This is a genomic window from Arthrobacter sp. TE12231 (genome assembly GCF_054062895.1).
On record NZ_JBSSFS010000001.1, the window covers coordinates 3697941 to 3711436 of the forward strand.

General features: G+C 67.6%; 11 protein-coding genes. 9 read left to right on the plus strand and 2 right to left on the minus strand.

The features are described from left to right. The first annotated feature begins 86 nt into the window (after positions 1 to 86). Positions 87 to 1418 carry an isocitrate lyase gene (gene aceA / locus ACVWYS_RS16520; protein ID WP_456507587.1) on the plus strand — a complete coding sequence of 444 codons (1332 nt, stop codon included), beginning with the start codon at positions 87 to 89 and terminating at the stop codon, positions 1416 to 1418. A 249-nt stretch (positions 1419 to 1667) separates the two neighbouring features. Beyond that, the gene (gene aceB, locus ACVWYS_RS16525) at positions 1668 to 3329 is read left to right on the plus strand and encodes a malate synthase A (RefSeq protein WP_456507588.1); all 1662 of its coding nucleotides are present in this window, start codon (positions 1668 to 1670) and stop codon (positions 3327 to 3329) included. Between the two features lie 252 nt (positions 3330 to 3581). Here aceB and ACVWYS_RS16530 read toward each other — a convergent pair whose 3' ends face one another. Beyond that, positions 3582 to 4772: an MFS transporter gene (locus ACVWYS_RS16530; protein WP_456507589.1), complete on the minus strand. Its 1191-nt coding sequence runs from the start codon at positions 4770 to 4772 to the stop codon at positions 3582 to 3584. Between the two features lie 154 nt (positions 4773 to 4926). Continuing rightward, positions 4927 to 6138: an ROK family transcriptional regulator gene (locus ACVWYS_RS16535; RefSeq protein WP_344362768.1), complete on the minus strand. Its 1212-nt coding sequence runs from the start codon at positions 6136 to 6138 to the stop codon at positions 4927 to 4929. A 181-nt stretch (positions 6139 to 6319) separates the two neighbouring features. On the opposite strand from ACVWYS_RS16535, the gene ACVWYS_RS16540 reads away from it, so the two are divergent. The 7 genes from ACVWYS_RS16540 (at position 6320) to ACVWYS_RS16570 (ending at position 13491) form a co-directional block, all read left to right on the plus strand. Further along, the gene (locus tag ACVWYS_RS16540) at positions 6320 to 7408 is read left to right on the plus strand and encodes a Gfo/Idh/MocA family protein (protein WP_344362765.1); all 1089 of its coding nucleotides are present in this window, start codon (positions 6320 to 6322) and stop codon (positions 7406 to 7408) included. Next, positions 7405 to 8223, plus strand: coding sequence for a hypothetical protein (locus ACVWYS_RS16545; RefSeq protein ID WP_344362762.1), 819 nt, complete (start codon positions 7405 to 7407; stop codon positions 8221 to 8223). The genes ACVWYS_RS16540 and ACVWYS_RS16545 overlap by 4 nt, the downstream gene beginning before the upstream one ends. A 114-nt stretch (positions 8224 to 8337) precedes the next feature. Continuing rightward, positions 8338 to 9660 (plus strand): ABC transporter substrate-binding protein, encoded by a 1323-nt coding sequence (locus ACVWYS_RS16550; RefSeq protein WP_344362759.1) that lies wholly within the window; start codon positions 8338 to 8340, stop codon positions 9658 to 9660. A gap of 11 nt (positions 9661 to 9671) precedes the next feature. Beyond that, positions 9672 to 10640 (plus strand): carbohydrate ABC transporter permease, encoded by a 969-nt coding sequence (locus ACVWYS_RS16555; RefSeq protein WP_344362755.1) that lies wholly within the window; start codon positions 9672 to 9674, stop codon positions 10638 to 10640. Beyond that, on the plus strand, positions 10640 to 11533 hold the full coding sequence (locus ACVWYS_RS16560) for a carbohydrate ABC transporter permease (RefSeq protein ID WP_456507590.1): 894 nt from the start codon (positions 10640 to 10642) through the stop codon (positions 11531 to 11533). Before ACVWYS_RS16555 ends, ACVWYS_RS16560 begins: the two co-directional genes overlap by 1 nt. Before the next feature lie 87 nt (positions 11534 to 11620). Beyond that, the gene (locus ACVWYS_RS16565) at positions 11621 to 12376 is read left to right on the plus strand and encodes a sugar phosphate isomerase/epimerase family protein (RefSeq protein ID WP_456510079.1); all 756 of its coding nucleotides are present in this window, start codon (positions 11621 to 11623) and stop codon (positions 12374 to 12376) included. Further along, positions 12373 to 13491, plus strand: a complete 1119-nt coding sequence (locus ACVWYS_RS16570) for a Gfo/Idh/MocA family protein (protein WP_456510080.1) — start codon at positions 12373 to 12375, stop codon at positions 13489 to 13491. The genes ACVWYS_RS16565 and ACVWYS_RS16570 overlap by 4 nt, the downstream gene beginning before the upstream one ends. Positions 13492 to 13496 lie beyond the last annotated feature (5 nt).

Below are 13496 nucleotides of genomic sequence, written 5' to 3' on the forward strand. Positions count from 1 at the left end.
ACGGAAAGATTCACTATCCGGAAACAACCGGCCAGGATCTGCAGAGTCGCAGACTGGCCGGTCCCGGACCCATCAAGGAGACAAAGATGACTGCAGCATTTGAGCCCACCCAGCAGACGCCCGAGCAGCAGGCCGCCGCACTGGAGCTCGAGTGGGCCGCCAACCCGCGTTGGGAAGGTGTGACCCGTGACTTCAAGGCTTCCGACGTCGTCCGCCTCCGCGGTCGCGTCTCCGAAGAACACACGCTGGCCCGCCGCGGTTCCGAGAAACTGTGGAAGCAGCTCACCGAGGAGCACAGCACCGGCAAGTACACCAACGCCCTGGGCGCCCTGACCGGCAACCAGGCCGTGCAGCAGGTCAAGGCCGGGCTCCGCGCCATCTACCTCTCCGGCTGGCAGGTCGCCGCCGACGCCAACAACTCCGGCCACACCTACCCGGACCAGTCGCTCTACCCCGCCAACTCGGTCCCCACCGTGGTCCGCCGCATCAACAACGCCCTGCTCCGCGCGGACCAGATCGAGTTCTCCGAGGGCATCCAGACCGTCGAGGACTGGATGGTCCCGATCGTGGCCGACGCCGAGGCCGGCTTCGGCGGCCCGCTGAACGCCTACGAGCTCATGAAGTCCATGATCCAGGCCGGCGCCGCGGGCGTGCACTGGGAAGACCAGCTCGCCTCGGAAAAGAAGTGCGGCCACCTCGGCGGCAAGGTCCTGATCCCCACCCAGCAGCACGTCCGCACGCTGAACGCCGCCCGCCTCGCCGCCGACGTCGCCGGCACGCCGTCGGTCATCATCGCCCGGACCGACGCGGAGGCAGCCACCCTGATCACCTCCGACGTCGACGAGCGCGACCAGGAATTCATCCTCCGCGAAGGCGGACAGCCGGTCCGCACCCCGGAGGGCTTCTACAAGGTCCGCAACGGGATCGAACCCTGCATCGCCCGCGCCAAGGCCTACGCCCCGTACTCCGACCTCATCTGGATGGAAACGGGCACCCCGGACCTGGAGCTGGCCCGCAAGTTCGCCGAGTCCGTCAAGGCCGAGTTCCCGGACCAGATGCTCTCCTACAACTGCTCGCCGTCGTTCAACTGGCGCAAGCACCTCGACGACGCCACGATCGCGAAGTTCCAGCGCGAACTCGGCGCCATGGGCTTCACCTTCCAGTTCATCACCCTGGCCGGCTTCCACGCCCTGAACTACTCGATGTTCGACCTCGCCCACGGCTACGCCCGGGAAGGCATGAGCGCCTACGTCGAGCTGCAGGAGAAGGAATTCGCCTCCGAGTCCCGCGGCTACACCGCAACCAAGCACCAGCGCGAAGTCGGCACCGGCTACTTCGACGACATCGCCACCGCGCTCAACCCGAACGCATCCACTTTGGCTCTCGTGGGATCCACAGAAGAGGGCCAGTTCCACTAATCCCCGCCCAAGGTGAGCTGTTGATTCCGCTCATCTGAAGGCACGACGGCGGCCGGCACCCAGGGTGCCCAACCCCTCGGGGGCCGGGAAAGGTGATCCGGAAGCGTGCGTATAAGGGGCCCTGTCCCCGCCCGGCCGAGCCCTGCGAGGCCCACGGCGGGGATGGGGAATAGCACGCGGAGGATTGCCTTTTTCGGCCCCAAACCGCACCCCGCCGTCGAACATTTGCTTCTCCGAGGAGAGATTGAAATGAACAGCTTCACTGACAACTTCACTATTAACGGGATCACGCTGACCGCGCAGCCAATTTGCCGGCAGAGCGAGGTCCTCACACCGGATGCGCTGGCGTTTGTGGCCAAGCTGCACAAGGCCACGGCCGGGCGCCGGGAGGAGCTATTGGAGGCACGGCGTGAACGCCGCCAGCAGATCTCCAAGGGCCAGGACCCGCGGTTCCTGCGCGAGACCGAGTCCGTGCGCAACGACCCGAACTGGCGCGTCGCTCCCCCGGCCCCGGGCCTGGAGGACCGCCGCGTGGAAATCACCGGGCCGGTGGACAAGAAGATGACCATCAACGCGCTGAACTCCGGCGCCAAGGTGTGGCTCGCGGACATGGAGGACTCCTCCACCCCGTCCTGGCGCAACGTGATCCAGGGCCAGCTGAACCTCACGGACGCCCTGGAGCGCCGGATCGACTTCACCTCCCCCGAAGGCAAAGAATACAAGCTGCGCCCGGCCGGGGAACTGCCCACGATCGTGGTCCGCCCCCGCGGCTGGCACCTGCCGGAAAAGCACATGCTCATCGACGGCACCCCGATCGCCGGCGGAATCGTGGACTTCGGCCTGTACTTCTTCCACAACGCCCGCCGCCTGATCGCCCAGGGCAAGGGACCCTACTTCTACCTGCCCAAGATCGAGAACCACCTCGAGGCCCGGCTGTGGAACGACATCTTCATCCTGGCCCAGGACCTGCTGGGCATCCCGCAGGGCACCATCCGCGCCACCGTGCTGATCGAGACCATCACCGCCGCGTTCGAGATGGAGGAAATCCTCTACGAACTGCGCGACCACGCCGCAGGCCTGAACGCCGGCCGCTGGGACTACATCTTCTCCCTGATCAAGAACTTCCGCACCCGCGGACCGCGCTTCGTGCTCCCGGACCGCGGCCAGGTCACCATGACCCAGCCGTTCATGCGCGCCTACACCGAACAGCTCGTCCGGGCCTGCCACAAGCGCGGCGCCATGGCGATCGGCGGCATGGCCGCTGCCGTCCCCAACCGCAAGGACGCCGCAGCCAACGCGATCGCCTTCGAAAAGGTCCGCGCCGACAAGACCCGTGAGGCCGGCGACGGCTTCGACGGCTCCTGGGTGGCGCACCCGGACCTGGTTCCGGTCTGCCGCGAGGTGTTCGACGGCGTGCTCGGCGACCGCCCGAACCAGCTCGAGCGCCTCCGGGAAGACGTCACCCCGGACGACCGCGCCCTCCTGGACATCTCCTCGACCACCGGAACCATCACCGAACAGGGCATCCGGAACAACATCGAAGTCGGCATCCGCTACATCGAGTCCTGGCTGCGCGGCAACGGCGCCGTGGCCATCCACAACCTGATGGAGGACGCCGCCACCGCAGAGATCTCCCGCTCACAGCTCTGGCAGTGGATCTTCTCCCGCGCCATCACCGACCACGGCGACGTCGTGACCCGCGAGTGGGTGGAGGACATGCTGGATGAGGAATTCGCCAAGCTGGAACGCTTCGAAGGGGACCGGTTCGCCGACGCGCGGGACATCTTCGAGGAGGTCACGCTCAGCAACGAGTTCCCGGCCTTCCTGACGCTGCCGGCCTACGACCGCTTCCTGTATGAAGCGCGCGACGGCGCGGAGCTCAGCGAGAAGGCCGCCCTCATCCCGGCGTAACCCCAGAATTCCGTCAGCTGGACTGCCCGCCCTTCGCAACAGGCAGCCCGAAATCCGGGTGGCAGCCCAGCAACGGAACACAGCCCGACAACGGCGTCGAACTGACAGTGAGGGCCCATGTTTTCGATAAAACATGGGCCCTCACTGTGTTCCCGGCGCAAACTTTGTGGGCGGGAAGGCGGCCGGGGCGGGCATTTCTCGGCGCACAGGCGTCCACAAGCGCGGCCCGAAATGAGCGGGGGCGGGAGGAACCTAGTGCGGCTTCGGCACCCGGCGCAGGGACAACGCCGTGCCCAGGATGAACGCGGTCACGGAGCACAGGATCAGCAGCAGCGGACCGGTCCAGGCGCCGGAGACACCGTGGACGTAGCCCAGAAGGGTCGGCGCCACGGCGCCGAAGGAATACCCGGTCCCCTGGACGACGGCGGACATCCGGGCCGCCGACGCCTGGTCCCGGGCCAGCCGGATGATGGCGAGGAAGATCAGCGTGATGCCGCCGCCCTGGGCGACACCGCCGAGGGAACACCACAGCCACCACAGTTCGGGCGCGAGCAGCAGGCCCACAGGAACCGTGAGCCACAGCAGGCCCAGGGTGAGGCCCACCGCCGTCGTGCTGGCGAACCGGGCCGCCAGCGGGACGCCGAGGCCGCCCACAATGGCAAAGATCTGGAAAAGCGAGGACGCCGCTCCGGCGGCCGACGGCGTCATGCCAAGTTCGTCCACCAGCAGGCTGGGCAGCCAGGCGGTCACACCGTAGTAGGAGAACGCCTGCCCGGCGAACCCGACGGTCAGGGCTGCCGTGATCCACCGCGATGTGAGCTTGCCGGCCGGCCGCCCGGGGTCGGACGCGGGAACGGCAGCAGGAACGAAGGCCGCCCGCTGGCCGACGGCGATCACCCAGACCGCGAGGGCCGCCAGCGCGAACAGTCCGCTCGCGGCAATCGCGGGACGCCAGCCCAGCAGCTCGGCCAGCGGCGCGGACACCATCGACGTAAGGAACGAGCCGATATTGAGCGCCGCCGTGTAGGTGCCCATCGCCGCGCCCTGCCGGGCCGGAGTGAAGTCCCGACGGATGATCAGCGGCACCACGATGTTGCCGATCGTGATGGAAACGCCCAGGATCACGGTGCCCAACATCACGACGGCGCCGCCTCCCGCCGAGCGGACCACGACGCCCAGGAGCACGCCCAGCAGGGTCAGCGTGATGGCGAACTCGGGACCCAGCTTACGCCCGGCCAGCGATGCCAGCGGCGCGGCCAGGGCAAAGCACAGGACCGGGATCCCGGTGAGGAATCCCAGTTCCACCGGAGTGAACCCGAGATCGTGCTGCATCTGCGCGACCACCGGGGCCACGGCCACCAGGGGGCCGCGCATGTTCAGCGCGATGAGCCCGATCGCGAGCATGAGGAGCCAGCCGCGCGGTGCCTTGGCGAGGTCGCTCATAAGGTGGGCCGTCGCCCGGCGAGCGGGCACAAATATGGTTTCATCAGTCCCATTGCTATCACGGGCCACTCCCGCACCCGCGGAATATGACGCCACCCGGGACACGGCCACCGGCGACCACGCATCCGGGGCGACGGCTTCCGGGACGCCGTTTCTAGCCCGTGGCCTGCAGGGTCGCCTCAATGACGGCGGGCGAGAGCACGTGCTGCGTGACCATCTGGCTGGCGCCGAGGATGGCGGCCTGGTCGCCGGCTTTGGACAGGCCGATCCTCAGGTGCGTCGTGGCCAGCGGCAGCGAGCGCCGGTAGACCACCTCGCGGACCCCTGCCATGAGGTGCTCCCCGGCCTGGCCGAGGCTTCCGCCGATCACGATCACCGAGGGGTTTAGCAGGTTGACCACCGTGGAGAGGACATCCCCGAGGTCCCTGCCGGCCTGCCGCAGCGCCTGGATTGCCTGGAGGTTCCCCTCAGCGACGAGGCGCAGGACGTCGCCGCCGTCGTGCGCCGGAAGTCCCTGCTGGGTGAGCGCCTTGGCGACGGCGGGGCCGGACGCCAGGGCTTCGAGGCAGCCGTAATTCCCGCAGCGGCACAGCACGTCGTCGCCGCGCGGAACCCGCACGTGCCCGAGGTCTCCGGCTGTGCCGTTGGCCCCGCGCTGGAGTTCACCGTTGCTGATGATGCCCGCGCCGATGCCGGTGGCCACCTTGATGAAGAGGAAGTTTTCGTCCTGGGGCCAGTGCGCCGTGCGCTCGCCCAGGGCCATGATGTTCACGTCGTTGTCCACCAGGACCGGCACCGGGAGGGACCGCTGGACGTGACGGACGACGTCGAACCCGTCCCAGCCGGGCATGATCGGCGGCTTTACCGGCATGCCGGAGGCGTGTTCCACGGGCCCGGGGAGCCCGATCCCGGCGCCGGCCAGGTCCGAGGTACTCCGCCCCGCCTCGCCGAGCAGCTTCAGCCCTTCCTCGATCACGCGGTCCAGGACAACCACCGGGCCGTCGGCGACGTCCTGCGCCAGCCGGCGCTCGGCGAGCACCTTTCCGTTGAGATCCGTCACGGCGATGATCACGTGCGTGGCCCCGACATCCACCGCCAGGACTACGCGGGCGGCCGGGTTGAAGGCAAAGCGCGACGGCGGCCTGCCGCCGCTGGAGCTCGCCTCCCCTGCCGGGCCGACGAGGCCCGAGACCATCAGCGCGTCGATGCGGGAGGCGACGGTGGAGCGGGCAAGCCCGGTGGTCAGGGCCAGTTCCGCGCGGGTCCGGGCCTTGCCGTCGCGCAGGAGCTGGAAGAGGTCGCCGGCGCGGGACAGGCTGCCGCCGGCCTCGGTGGCTGCGGGTTCGGTGCCGGTGGGCGTACTCATGAGTAAGTGATAGCACGAAGTTCTTCTGTATGTCACTCTTCACAAAGATTGAAACGTAGTTTTCAACTTTTGCTTGACGCTCGTCAAAAGTATGTCTAACTTTGGGTGTGAGCCAGATCACCGGCCCGGCAGCCTGCCTGCCGCTGGACGGTTCCGGGACTACGAAGGGGTATGAACGAACTTGTCGAGCCAAGAACATGCAGCGCCGGCGCCGCTGGGAGTGGGGATTCTGGGGGCGGGTCCCGTCACCCAGGCGATCCACCTTCCCTCCCTCGCCAGGCTGCGCGGCATCCTGGAGGTCCGCCACATCATGGACGTCGATCCGGCGGTGGCCGAATCCGTGGCCGCACGGGTGGGGGCACGCTTCAGCACCAGCATGGAAGAACTGCTGGCCGACCCCGCGGTCGAGATCGTCGCGATCTGCAGCCCGCACCAGTTCCACGCCGTCCAGGTGATCGCCGCCTGCCGCGCCGGCAAGAAAGCCGTCCTGTGCGAAAAGCCCTTCGCCATGAACGGCGAGGAAGCCGCGGCCATCGCCGCCGTGTCAGCCGAAACCGGTGTGCCGATCGTCGTCGGCGCCATGCACACCTTCGACCCCGGCTGGCTGGCTGCCGAAGCCGCGTGGGGCAACCTGCCGGAACAGGTCCACACCGTCCGGTCGTCGATCGTCCTGCCGCCCAACCCCCGCTTCGAGGACTTTGCCACCGAGATCGTGGGCCGCACTCCCCCGGCGCCCGCGGCAAACGCGGCCCCCGACACCGCTGCGGTGAAAGCCATGCTGACCGGCGGCGTCATGGGTCTGGCCATCCACGACCTCCCCCTGGTCCGCAGGTTCGCCCCGGACTTCCGGGCCGTCGAGGTCCTGCATGCCCAGACCGTCATGCCGTTCGGCTATGTCATCTCCCTGCGGGCGGGCGACGTGACAATCGAACTCCGCGCCGCGATGAACGGCACCTGGGAACCGTCTTGGACCTTCGAGGCCATCGGCAACGACGCCTCGCTGTCCATCGACTTCACCCCGTCCTACGTTCACGCGGGGTCGGCGACCGCCCGGATCCGCACCGCTGCCAGCACCACCGTCCTGGGCCCCTTCGGCCACAACGGCTACGAGGGCGAATGGCGCAAACTCGCCGAAATCGCCCGGGGCACCGGAACGGCCCCCCGCCCGGAGACGCTGATCCACGATCTGGAATTCGCCCTCGCGATCGCCGACGCCGCCGCTGCCTGCGTCGATGCCGGCGCCGCCGCCTATGAGGAGGCAAGCGCATGACAACCCCGCTTCTCGTCCAGGCCGGCCCCGAGGCCGAACAAGCCGGTGCCGTCGGCGCCGTGGTCGCTTCCCTGCCTGTTTCCTTCGCCCCGGCGGACGGCCGGGCCGACGTCGTGGCTGTCGCCGGTGTCCCGGGTTGGACCGCCAGCGCCACCGCGGCGGTCCGCAGCGGTGTCCGCGGCGTCGTCGTCGTTGATCCCGTGGCGGAAGACCCCGCCACGCTGGCCGAGGCAGCTGCGGAGGCGGGCGCCGCGGTGGTCCTCGACCAGGCGTGGGCCGGAAACCCGGTCCTCGCGGAGTCCCAGGCCGCGGTCCGGAACGCCATCGCCGACGCCGTGGCCGACGCCGTGCTGCTGGACTCCGTGGCGTGGGGCACCCCCGGAACCGACCCGGCAGCCCTGCTCACGCGGCACCTTGGCGCGGTCCTGGCCTGCGGCGTCGAGCTGGAAGGCCTGCGGGTCATCCAGCGCAACGCCAACGGCTACACCGTGATCGGCAGCCTCCCCGGCGGGGCGCCGGCGGCCCTGCAGGGAATCACCACGTCCTCGCTGCCCGCGACGGCCACCGTGTCCGTCCTGACCTCCTCAGGACGGGCGGACATCACCCTCCCCGATGCCTCCGCAGGCTGGCCCGCGGAGGTCCGCTCGGTCACCTCCGCCGGGGCCGCCGCCTTCCCCACCATCTACGAATCGGCCCACCGGCACAGCTGGAGGCGGCTCCGCGCCGCCATCGACTCCGGCGCCCCGGAGGCCGATCTGGAACGGTTCGCCGCCCTGACCGCACTTGTCGGGCAGCTCCACGACTCACCGCAATAACTGCTCCAACCGCTCTAGCTGCTCTAACTGCACAGCCCGCAATACCTTCCGCATCAACTCACTGTCGAGAAGACCGGCCGCGCCACAGCGTGCCGGTCACGAAAGGAAATCATCGTGACGATCAAGTCCTCTGTAACCTCCACCGCATTCTCCCGCCGGGGATTCCTGGGCTTCGCCGCAGCCGCGGCGAGCGCACCGCTCCTCGCGGCGTGCGGCGGCGGCTCCGCCTCTCAGTCAGGCGGCAGCGGCGTCATCAAGTTCTGGGATATGCCGTGGGCCACCCCCGCGTACAACGACGCCGCCAAGAAGATCGCAGAGGGCTACGCGCCGGCCTCGGGCAACCTCAAGGCCAGCTACCAGACCATCCAGTGGGCGAACTTCTACCAGACGTTCTCCTCGGCCATCGCTTCCAAGACCGGACCGGCAGTGTCCACCGGCGGCGGCTTCCAGGCCTTCCAGTTCGAGCAGCAGGGCCAGATTGCCTACGCGGACAAGGTGGTGGATGAACTGAAGAAGAACGGCCAGTTCGATGACTTCCTGCCGGGCGTGCTGGAGCCGTTCAAGACGGACAAGGGCTATGTTGCCGTTCCGTGGCAGCTGGACATCCGTCCGCTCTGGTACCGCAAGTCGCTGTTCGACCAGGCCGGCGTCGCGGTTCCCACCGACTGGGCATCCCTGCTTGAGGCTGGCAAGAAGTTCAAGAGCATGGGCGCCGTCGGCTTTGCCACGGGCTCCGGCGCCGGCAACAACATCGGCAACCACCTGATGATCATGATGATGCTCAACAACGGCGGCGGCGTGTTCACCCCGTCCGGTGAGCTCGATGTTATGAACGACCGCAACGTCGAGGCCGTTGAATTCCTGCTGGAGCTGGTCTCCAACGGCATCATCGACCCCGCCGCGGTCAGCTACACCTCGGACAACCTCAACGCCCAGTGGAAGAACAAGAAGGCCGCGTTCGGCATGTTGACGCTGGGAGTTCCCGAGCGTGTCGGTGACACATCTGGCGACCTTGTGGTCGCCAGCCCCATGGCCGGCCCGCACGGGGACAAGGCCGCCCTGGTTTTCCCGAACAACATCATGATGTACACGAACACCCCCTCACAGGCGTCGTCCGAGGCCTTCCTGGTCGCCTACCTGGGCCAGCTCAAGCAGCTCTGGCAGCAGAAGCTCATGAACGCGCTGCCGGTCTTCAAGTCCATCACCGAGCTTCCCGAGTTCACGTCCGATCCCAACAACGTCAAAATCGTCAAGGAGTACGTGCCGATCGCCAAGACGTTCGCCGCCCAAGGCACAACACTCAATGCCAATCTTGCCGTCCTCGACGGCGGCCAGGCCCTCAACCAGTTCACCCAGACCATCCTGACCGGCAAGACCGATGCGAAGTCCGCGCTGCAGACGTTCCAGTCCGGGCTGCAATCGGTCCTGAAGAAGTAAGCGGCGCTCCAATGGCATTGACCACAGCCCAGACCGGCCTGAGCCGGGCCCGCCGGGGCGTTGCCCCCGGCGGGCCGGGCAAGCCCGCCAAATCTGTCAACCGCAAGAGCAAACTCAGTTCGCAGACCCGCAAGACGTTCTTCTGGCTCCTGCTGCCCTCGGTCGTCCTGCTGATCCTGATCCACGGCTACCCCCTCATCTACGCCGGCATCCAGGCCACGCACAACGGCTCCCTCCTGGACACAGGCGAGTTCGTCGGCCTGGATAACTTCGCCACGGTCCTGTCGTCCGAGGCATTCTGGAAAGCCGCCCGCTTCACGTTGATCTTCACGATCGTGGGCGTCTTCGGGTCCTGGCTCCTGGGCCTGGGCCTGGCCCTGCTGCTGCGCACCAAAATCCCCGCTGGGGGGACCTTCAAAGTCCTGCTCCTGCTGCCGTGGGTGGTGCCGATTGTGGTGTCCTCCACTGCCTGGAACTGGCTGGTCGGCACTCCGGACAGCCTCATCCCGAGCATTTGCCGGAACCTCGGACTGGGCACGCCGCTCTTCCTCGCCGACCCGACGCTCGCGGCCATTACCGTTTGCATCTTCAAGGTCTGGGTCAGCTTCCCCTTCATGATGATGATGACCTCGGCGGCCCTGGCCTCCGTGGACACCACCGTCTACGAGGCCGCCAGCATGGACGGCGCGAGCCGCTGGCAGCAGTTCTCCGGCATCACCCTGCCGCTGATCGCACGGTCCACCTACATCAGCTGGATCCTCATGACGATCTTCTGCGTCAACGACTTCCCCACCATCTACCTGCTCACCGGCGGCGGACCCGTGGACGCCACCACCTCCCTCGTGGTGCTGGCCTACCGCACCGTCTTCCAGGACTTCCAGACCGGACCGGGCGTCGCGATCGCCTTCCTCATGACCATCACCCTCGTGGTGGTGTCGGTCATCCTGTACCGCCAGATCCGAAAGTCGAGCGTCGAATAATGAGCGCAGTCCTCCACGCCCACCCCGAATCCGGCCCCGCCCTCGGCGTCGCCGACACCGGCAAACCCCGCCGCACCCTTTCCGAAGCCGGCCTGCGCGGCCGCTGGTGGCGCTTCACCGCCATCCTGGCCATCACCGCGATAGTGCTCATCCCGATCATGGTGACCGTCCTCCTCGCTTTCACGCCCGGACCGAACAGCACCGCCACCGGCCTGACCTTCGAGAACATCACCGACGTCTTCTCGAAAACCCTCGCCGCGACCTGGCTTCAAAACAGCCTCATCACCACGCTCAGCACGGTGACCGTCTCGGTGGCCGTCGCCGCCCCGGCAGGCTATGTCCTCTCCCGCGGCCGGTCCAAGGCCGTCTCCGGTTACTCCCTGCTCCTGTTCGTCATGCAGTCCCTGCCCATCATCACCTCCGTGGTGCCGCTGTTCATCCTCTTCGCCGGCATGGGCCTCGTCGACAACCTGATGGGGATAACCATCATCTACGTCGGCTCCACCATGACCGTGGCCACCTGGATGATGGCCGCCTACTTCGACTCCATCCCCATCAGCCTGGAAGAGGCATCCTGGATCGACGGCTGCTCCGTCTTTGGCAGCTTCAGCAAGGTGGTGCTGCGCAACTCCCTCCCGGGCGTGCTCTCCACGGCGATCTTCGCCTTCCTGCTTGCCTGGAACGACTACCTCGTGGCCATCGTGTTCCTGCGCTCCAACGAAATCTTCACCCTGCCCATGGGCGTGCAGTCGTTCTTCCAGCAGAACAACACCGACTGGTCCGGGGTCATGGCCCTGGCCCTAATCATGATGCTCCCGCCCATCATCGTCTTCGCCACCCTGAACAAATACTTCAGCGTCGGCGGCATCGGCGGATCCCTCGCCGGCCGCTAGACACCTGGCTCCACCCCCGACGTCGGCCGGCTAGCCGCAGGGCCGCTCCCCTACTTGAGAACAACCGACTCCCCGCAAAGGAACGCAATGTCCTACTCAATCCAGCTGTACACCCTCCGCAACGCCCTGCAGGAAGACCTGCCCGGCACCATCAAGAAGGTTGCCGAACTCGGCTTCACCCAGGTGGAGCCCTACAACTTCGTCGCCACGGCCGCCGAGCTCGGCGCGGCTCTGAAGGCGAACGGCCTGACCGCCCCGTCCGGCCACGCCCCGCTGCTGAGCCAGGACCAGGACGAGATCTTCGCCGCGGCCAAGGAACTGGGCATCGGCACGGTGATCGATCCCTACCTCCCGGCCGAGCACTGGCAGTCCGCCGAGGACATCCAGGCCACCGCCGCGAAACTCAATGCCGCCGCCAAGAAGGGTGCCGGGTACGGCATCCGCGTCGGCTACCACAACCACGCCTGGGAGCTGGAGTCCAGCATCGAGGGCCAGACCGCCCTGGAGTACTTCGAAGGACTCCTGGACCCGGAACTTGTCCTGGAGGTGGACACCTACTGGGCCGCCGTCGGCGGCCAGGACCCGGCTGCCCTCCTTGAGCGCCTCGGCGACCGGGTGAAGTTCATCCATATCAAGGACGGCCCCGTCTCCACCGACACCAAGGCCCAGCAGCCCGCCGGTCAGGGCAAAATTCCCGTGTGGGATGTCATCGAGGCGGCGCAGTCCCTTGAGGTCGGCGTCGTGGAGTTTGACGATTACTCCGGCGACATCTTCGACGGCATCGCCCAGTCCCTGGGCTACCTGCAGAGCGGTTCCGCCAGCGCCAAGGGCGTGAACGCATGAGCACCGCAGCAACCGGACGCGGCCCGGTGGGCGTCGCCGTCATCGGCGCCGGAAACATCAGCAAGCAGTACCTGGACAACCTGACCGTCTTCCCCGACCTCAAGGTCCACGTGATCGCCGACCTCTTCGAAGAAGCCGCCGAGGCGCGCGCAAAGGAATACGGCATCCCGGAGTGGGGCGGCGTGGATGCGGCCCTGAACCACCCCGACGTCGAGATCATCGTGAACCTGACCATCCCGGCAGCGCACGTGGAGGTGGCGACGGCCGCCGTCAACGCCGGCAAACACGTCTGGACGGAAAAGCCGTTCTCGCTGGACCGCGAATCGGGCCTGGGCCTGCTGAAGGCCGCCGACGCCGCGGGGCTGCGGCTGGGCTGCGCCCCGGACACGTTCCTGGGGGCCGGGCTGCAGACCGCGCGGCGGCTGATCGAACGCGGCGACATCGGCACCCCGCTGACCGCCATGACCACGTTCCAGACCCCCGGCCCGGAATCCTGGCACCCCAACCCGGCCTTCTTGTTCCAGTACGGCGCCGGCCCCCTGTTCGACATGGGCCCGTACTACCTCACGGCTCTGGTCCAGACGTTCGGGTCCGTGCGCCGCGTGGCCGCCACCGGGTCCAAGGCCAAGGAAGTCCGGATGATCGGCTCCGGGCCCAAGGCCGGCGAGGAATTCACGGTCGAGGTCCCCACCCACGTCTCCGCGATGGCCCAGTTCGAGTCCGGCGCGTCCTCCCACAGCGTCTTTTCGTTCGAGTCACCCCGGCTGCGGATGGGCTTTGTGGAGATCACCGGGACCGAGGCCACCATCTCGCTGCCGGATCCGAACTACTTCGACGGGGACGTCAGGCTCTGGCGCGCCGGCGACGAGGAGTGGACTGATATCCCGGCGACCGGCCCCAGTCAGGGCCGCGGCATGGGCGTGCTGGACATGGCACGCTCCATCCGCGCCGGCGTCCCGCACCGCGCCACCGGCAACCTTGCCTACCACGTCCTGGACACCATGGTCTCGATCTCCGAGTCGATCGATTCCGGCGCGTTCGTCGACGTGGAAAGCTCCGCCCCCGCCTCCGCAGCCCTCCCCGAGGACTGGGACCCCACCGCTTCCACACTCTAGGAACC

Excerpts from the sequence above, each read along its gene's own strand:
- aceA (WP_456507587.1), top strand. The coding sequence starts at position 87 with ATGACTGCAGCATTTGAGCCCACCCAGCAGACGCCCGAGCAGCAGGCC.
- aceB (WP_456507588.1), top strand. The coding sequence starts at position 1,668 with ATGAACAGCTTCACTGACAACTTCACTATTAACGGGATCACGCTGACC.
- ACVWYS_RS16530 (WP_456507589.1), bottom strand. The coding sequence starts at position 4,772 with ATGAGCGACCTCGCCAAGGCACCGCGCGGCTGGCTCCTCATGCTCGCG.
- ACVWYS_RS16535 (WP_344362768.1), bottom strand. The coding sequence starts at position 6,138 with ATGAGTACGCCCACCGGCACCGAACCCGCAGCCACCGAGGCCGGCGGC.
- ACVWYS_RS16545 (WP_344362762.1), top strand. The coding sequence starts at position 7,405 with ATGACAACCCCGCTTCTCGTCCAGGCCGGCCCCGAGGCCGAACAAGCC.
- ACVWYS_RS16555 (WP_344362755.1), top strand. The coding sequence starts at position 9,672 with ATGGCATTGACCACAGCCCAGACCGGCCTGAGCCGGGCCCGCCGGGGC.
- ACVWYS_RS16560 (WP_456507590.1), top strand. The coding sequence starts at position 10,640 with ATGAGCGCAGTCCTCCACGCCCACCCCGAATCCGGCCCCGCCCTCGGC.
- ACVWYS_RS16565 (WP_456510079.1), top strand. The coding sequence starts at position 11,621 with ATGTCCTACTCAATCCAGCTGTACACCCTCCGCAACGCCCTGCAGGAA.
- ACVWYS_RS16570 (WP_456510080.1), top strand. The coding sequence starts at position 12,373 with ATGAGCACCGCAGCAACCGGACGCGGCCCGGTGGGCGTCGCCGTCATC.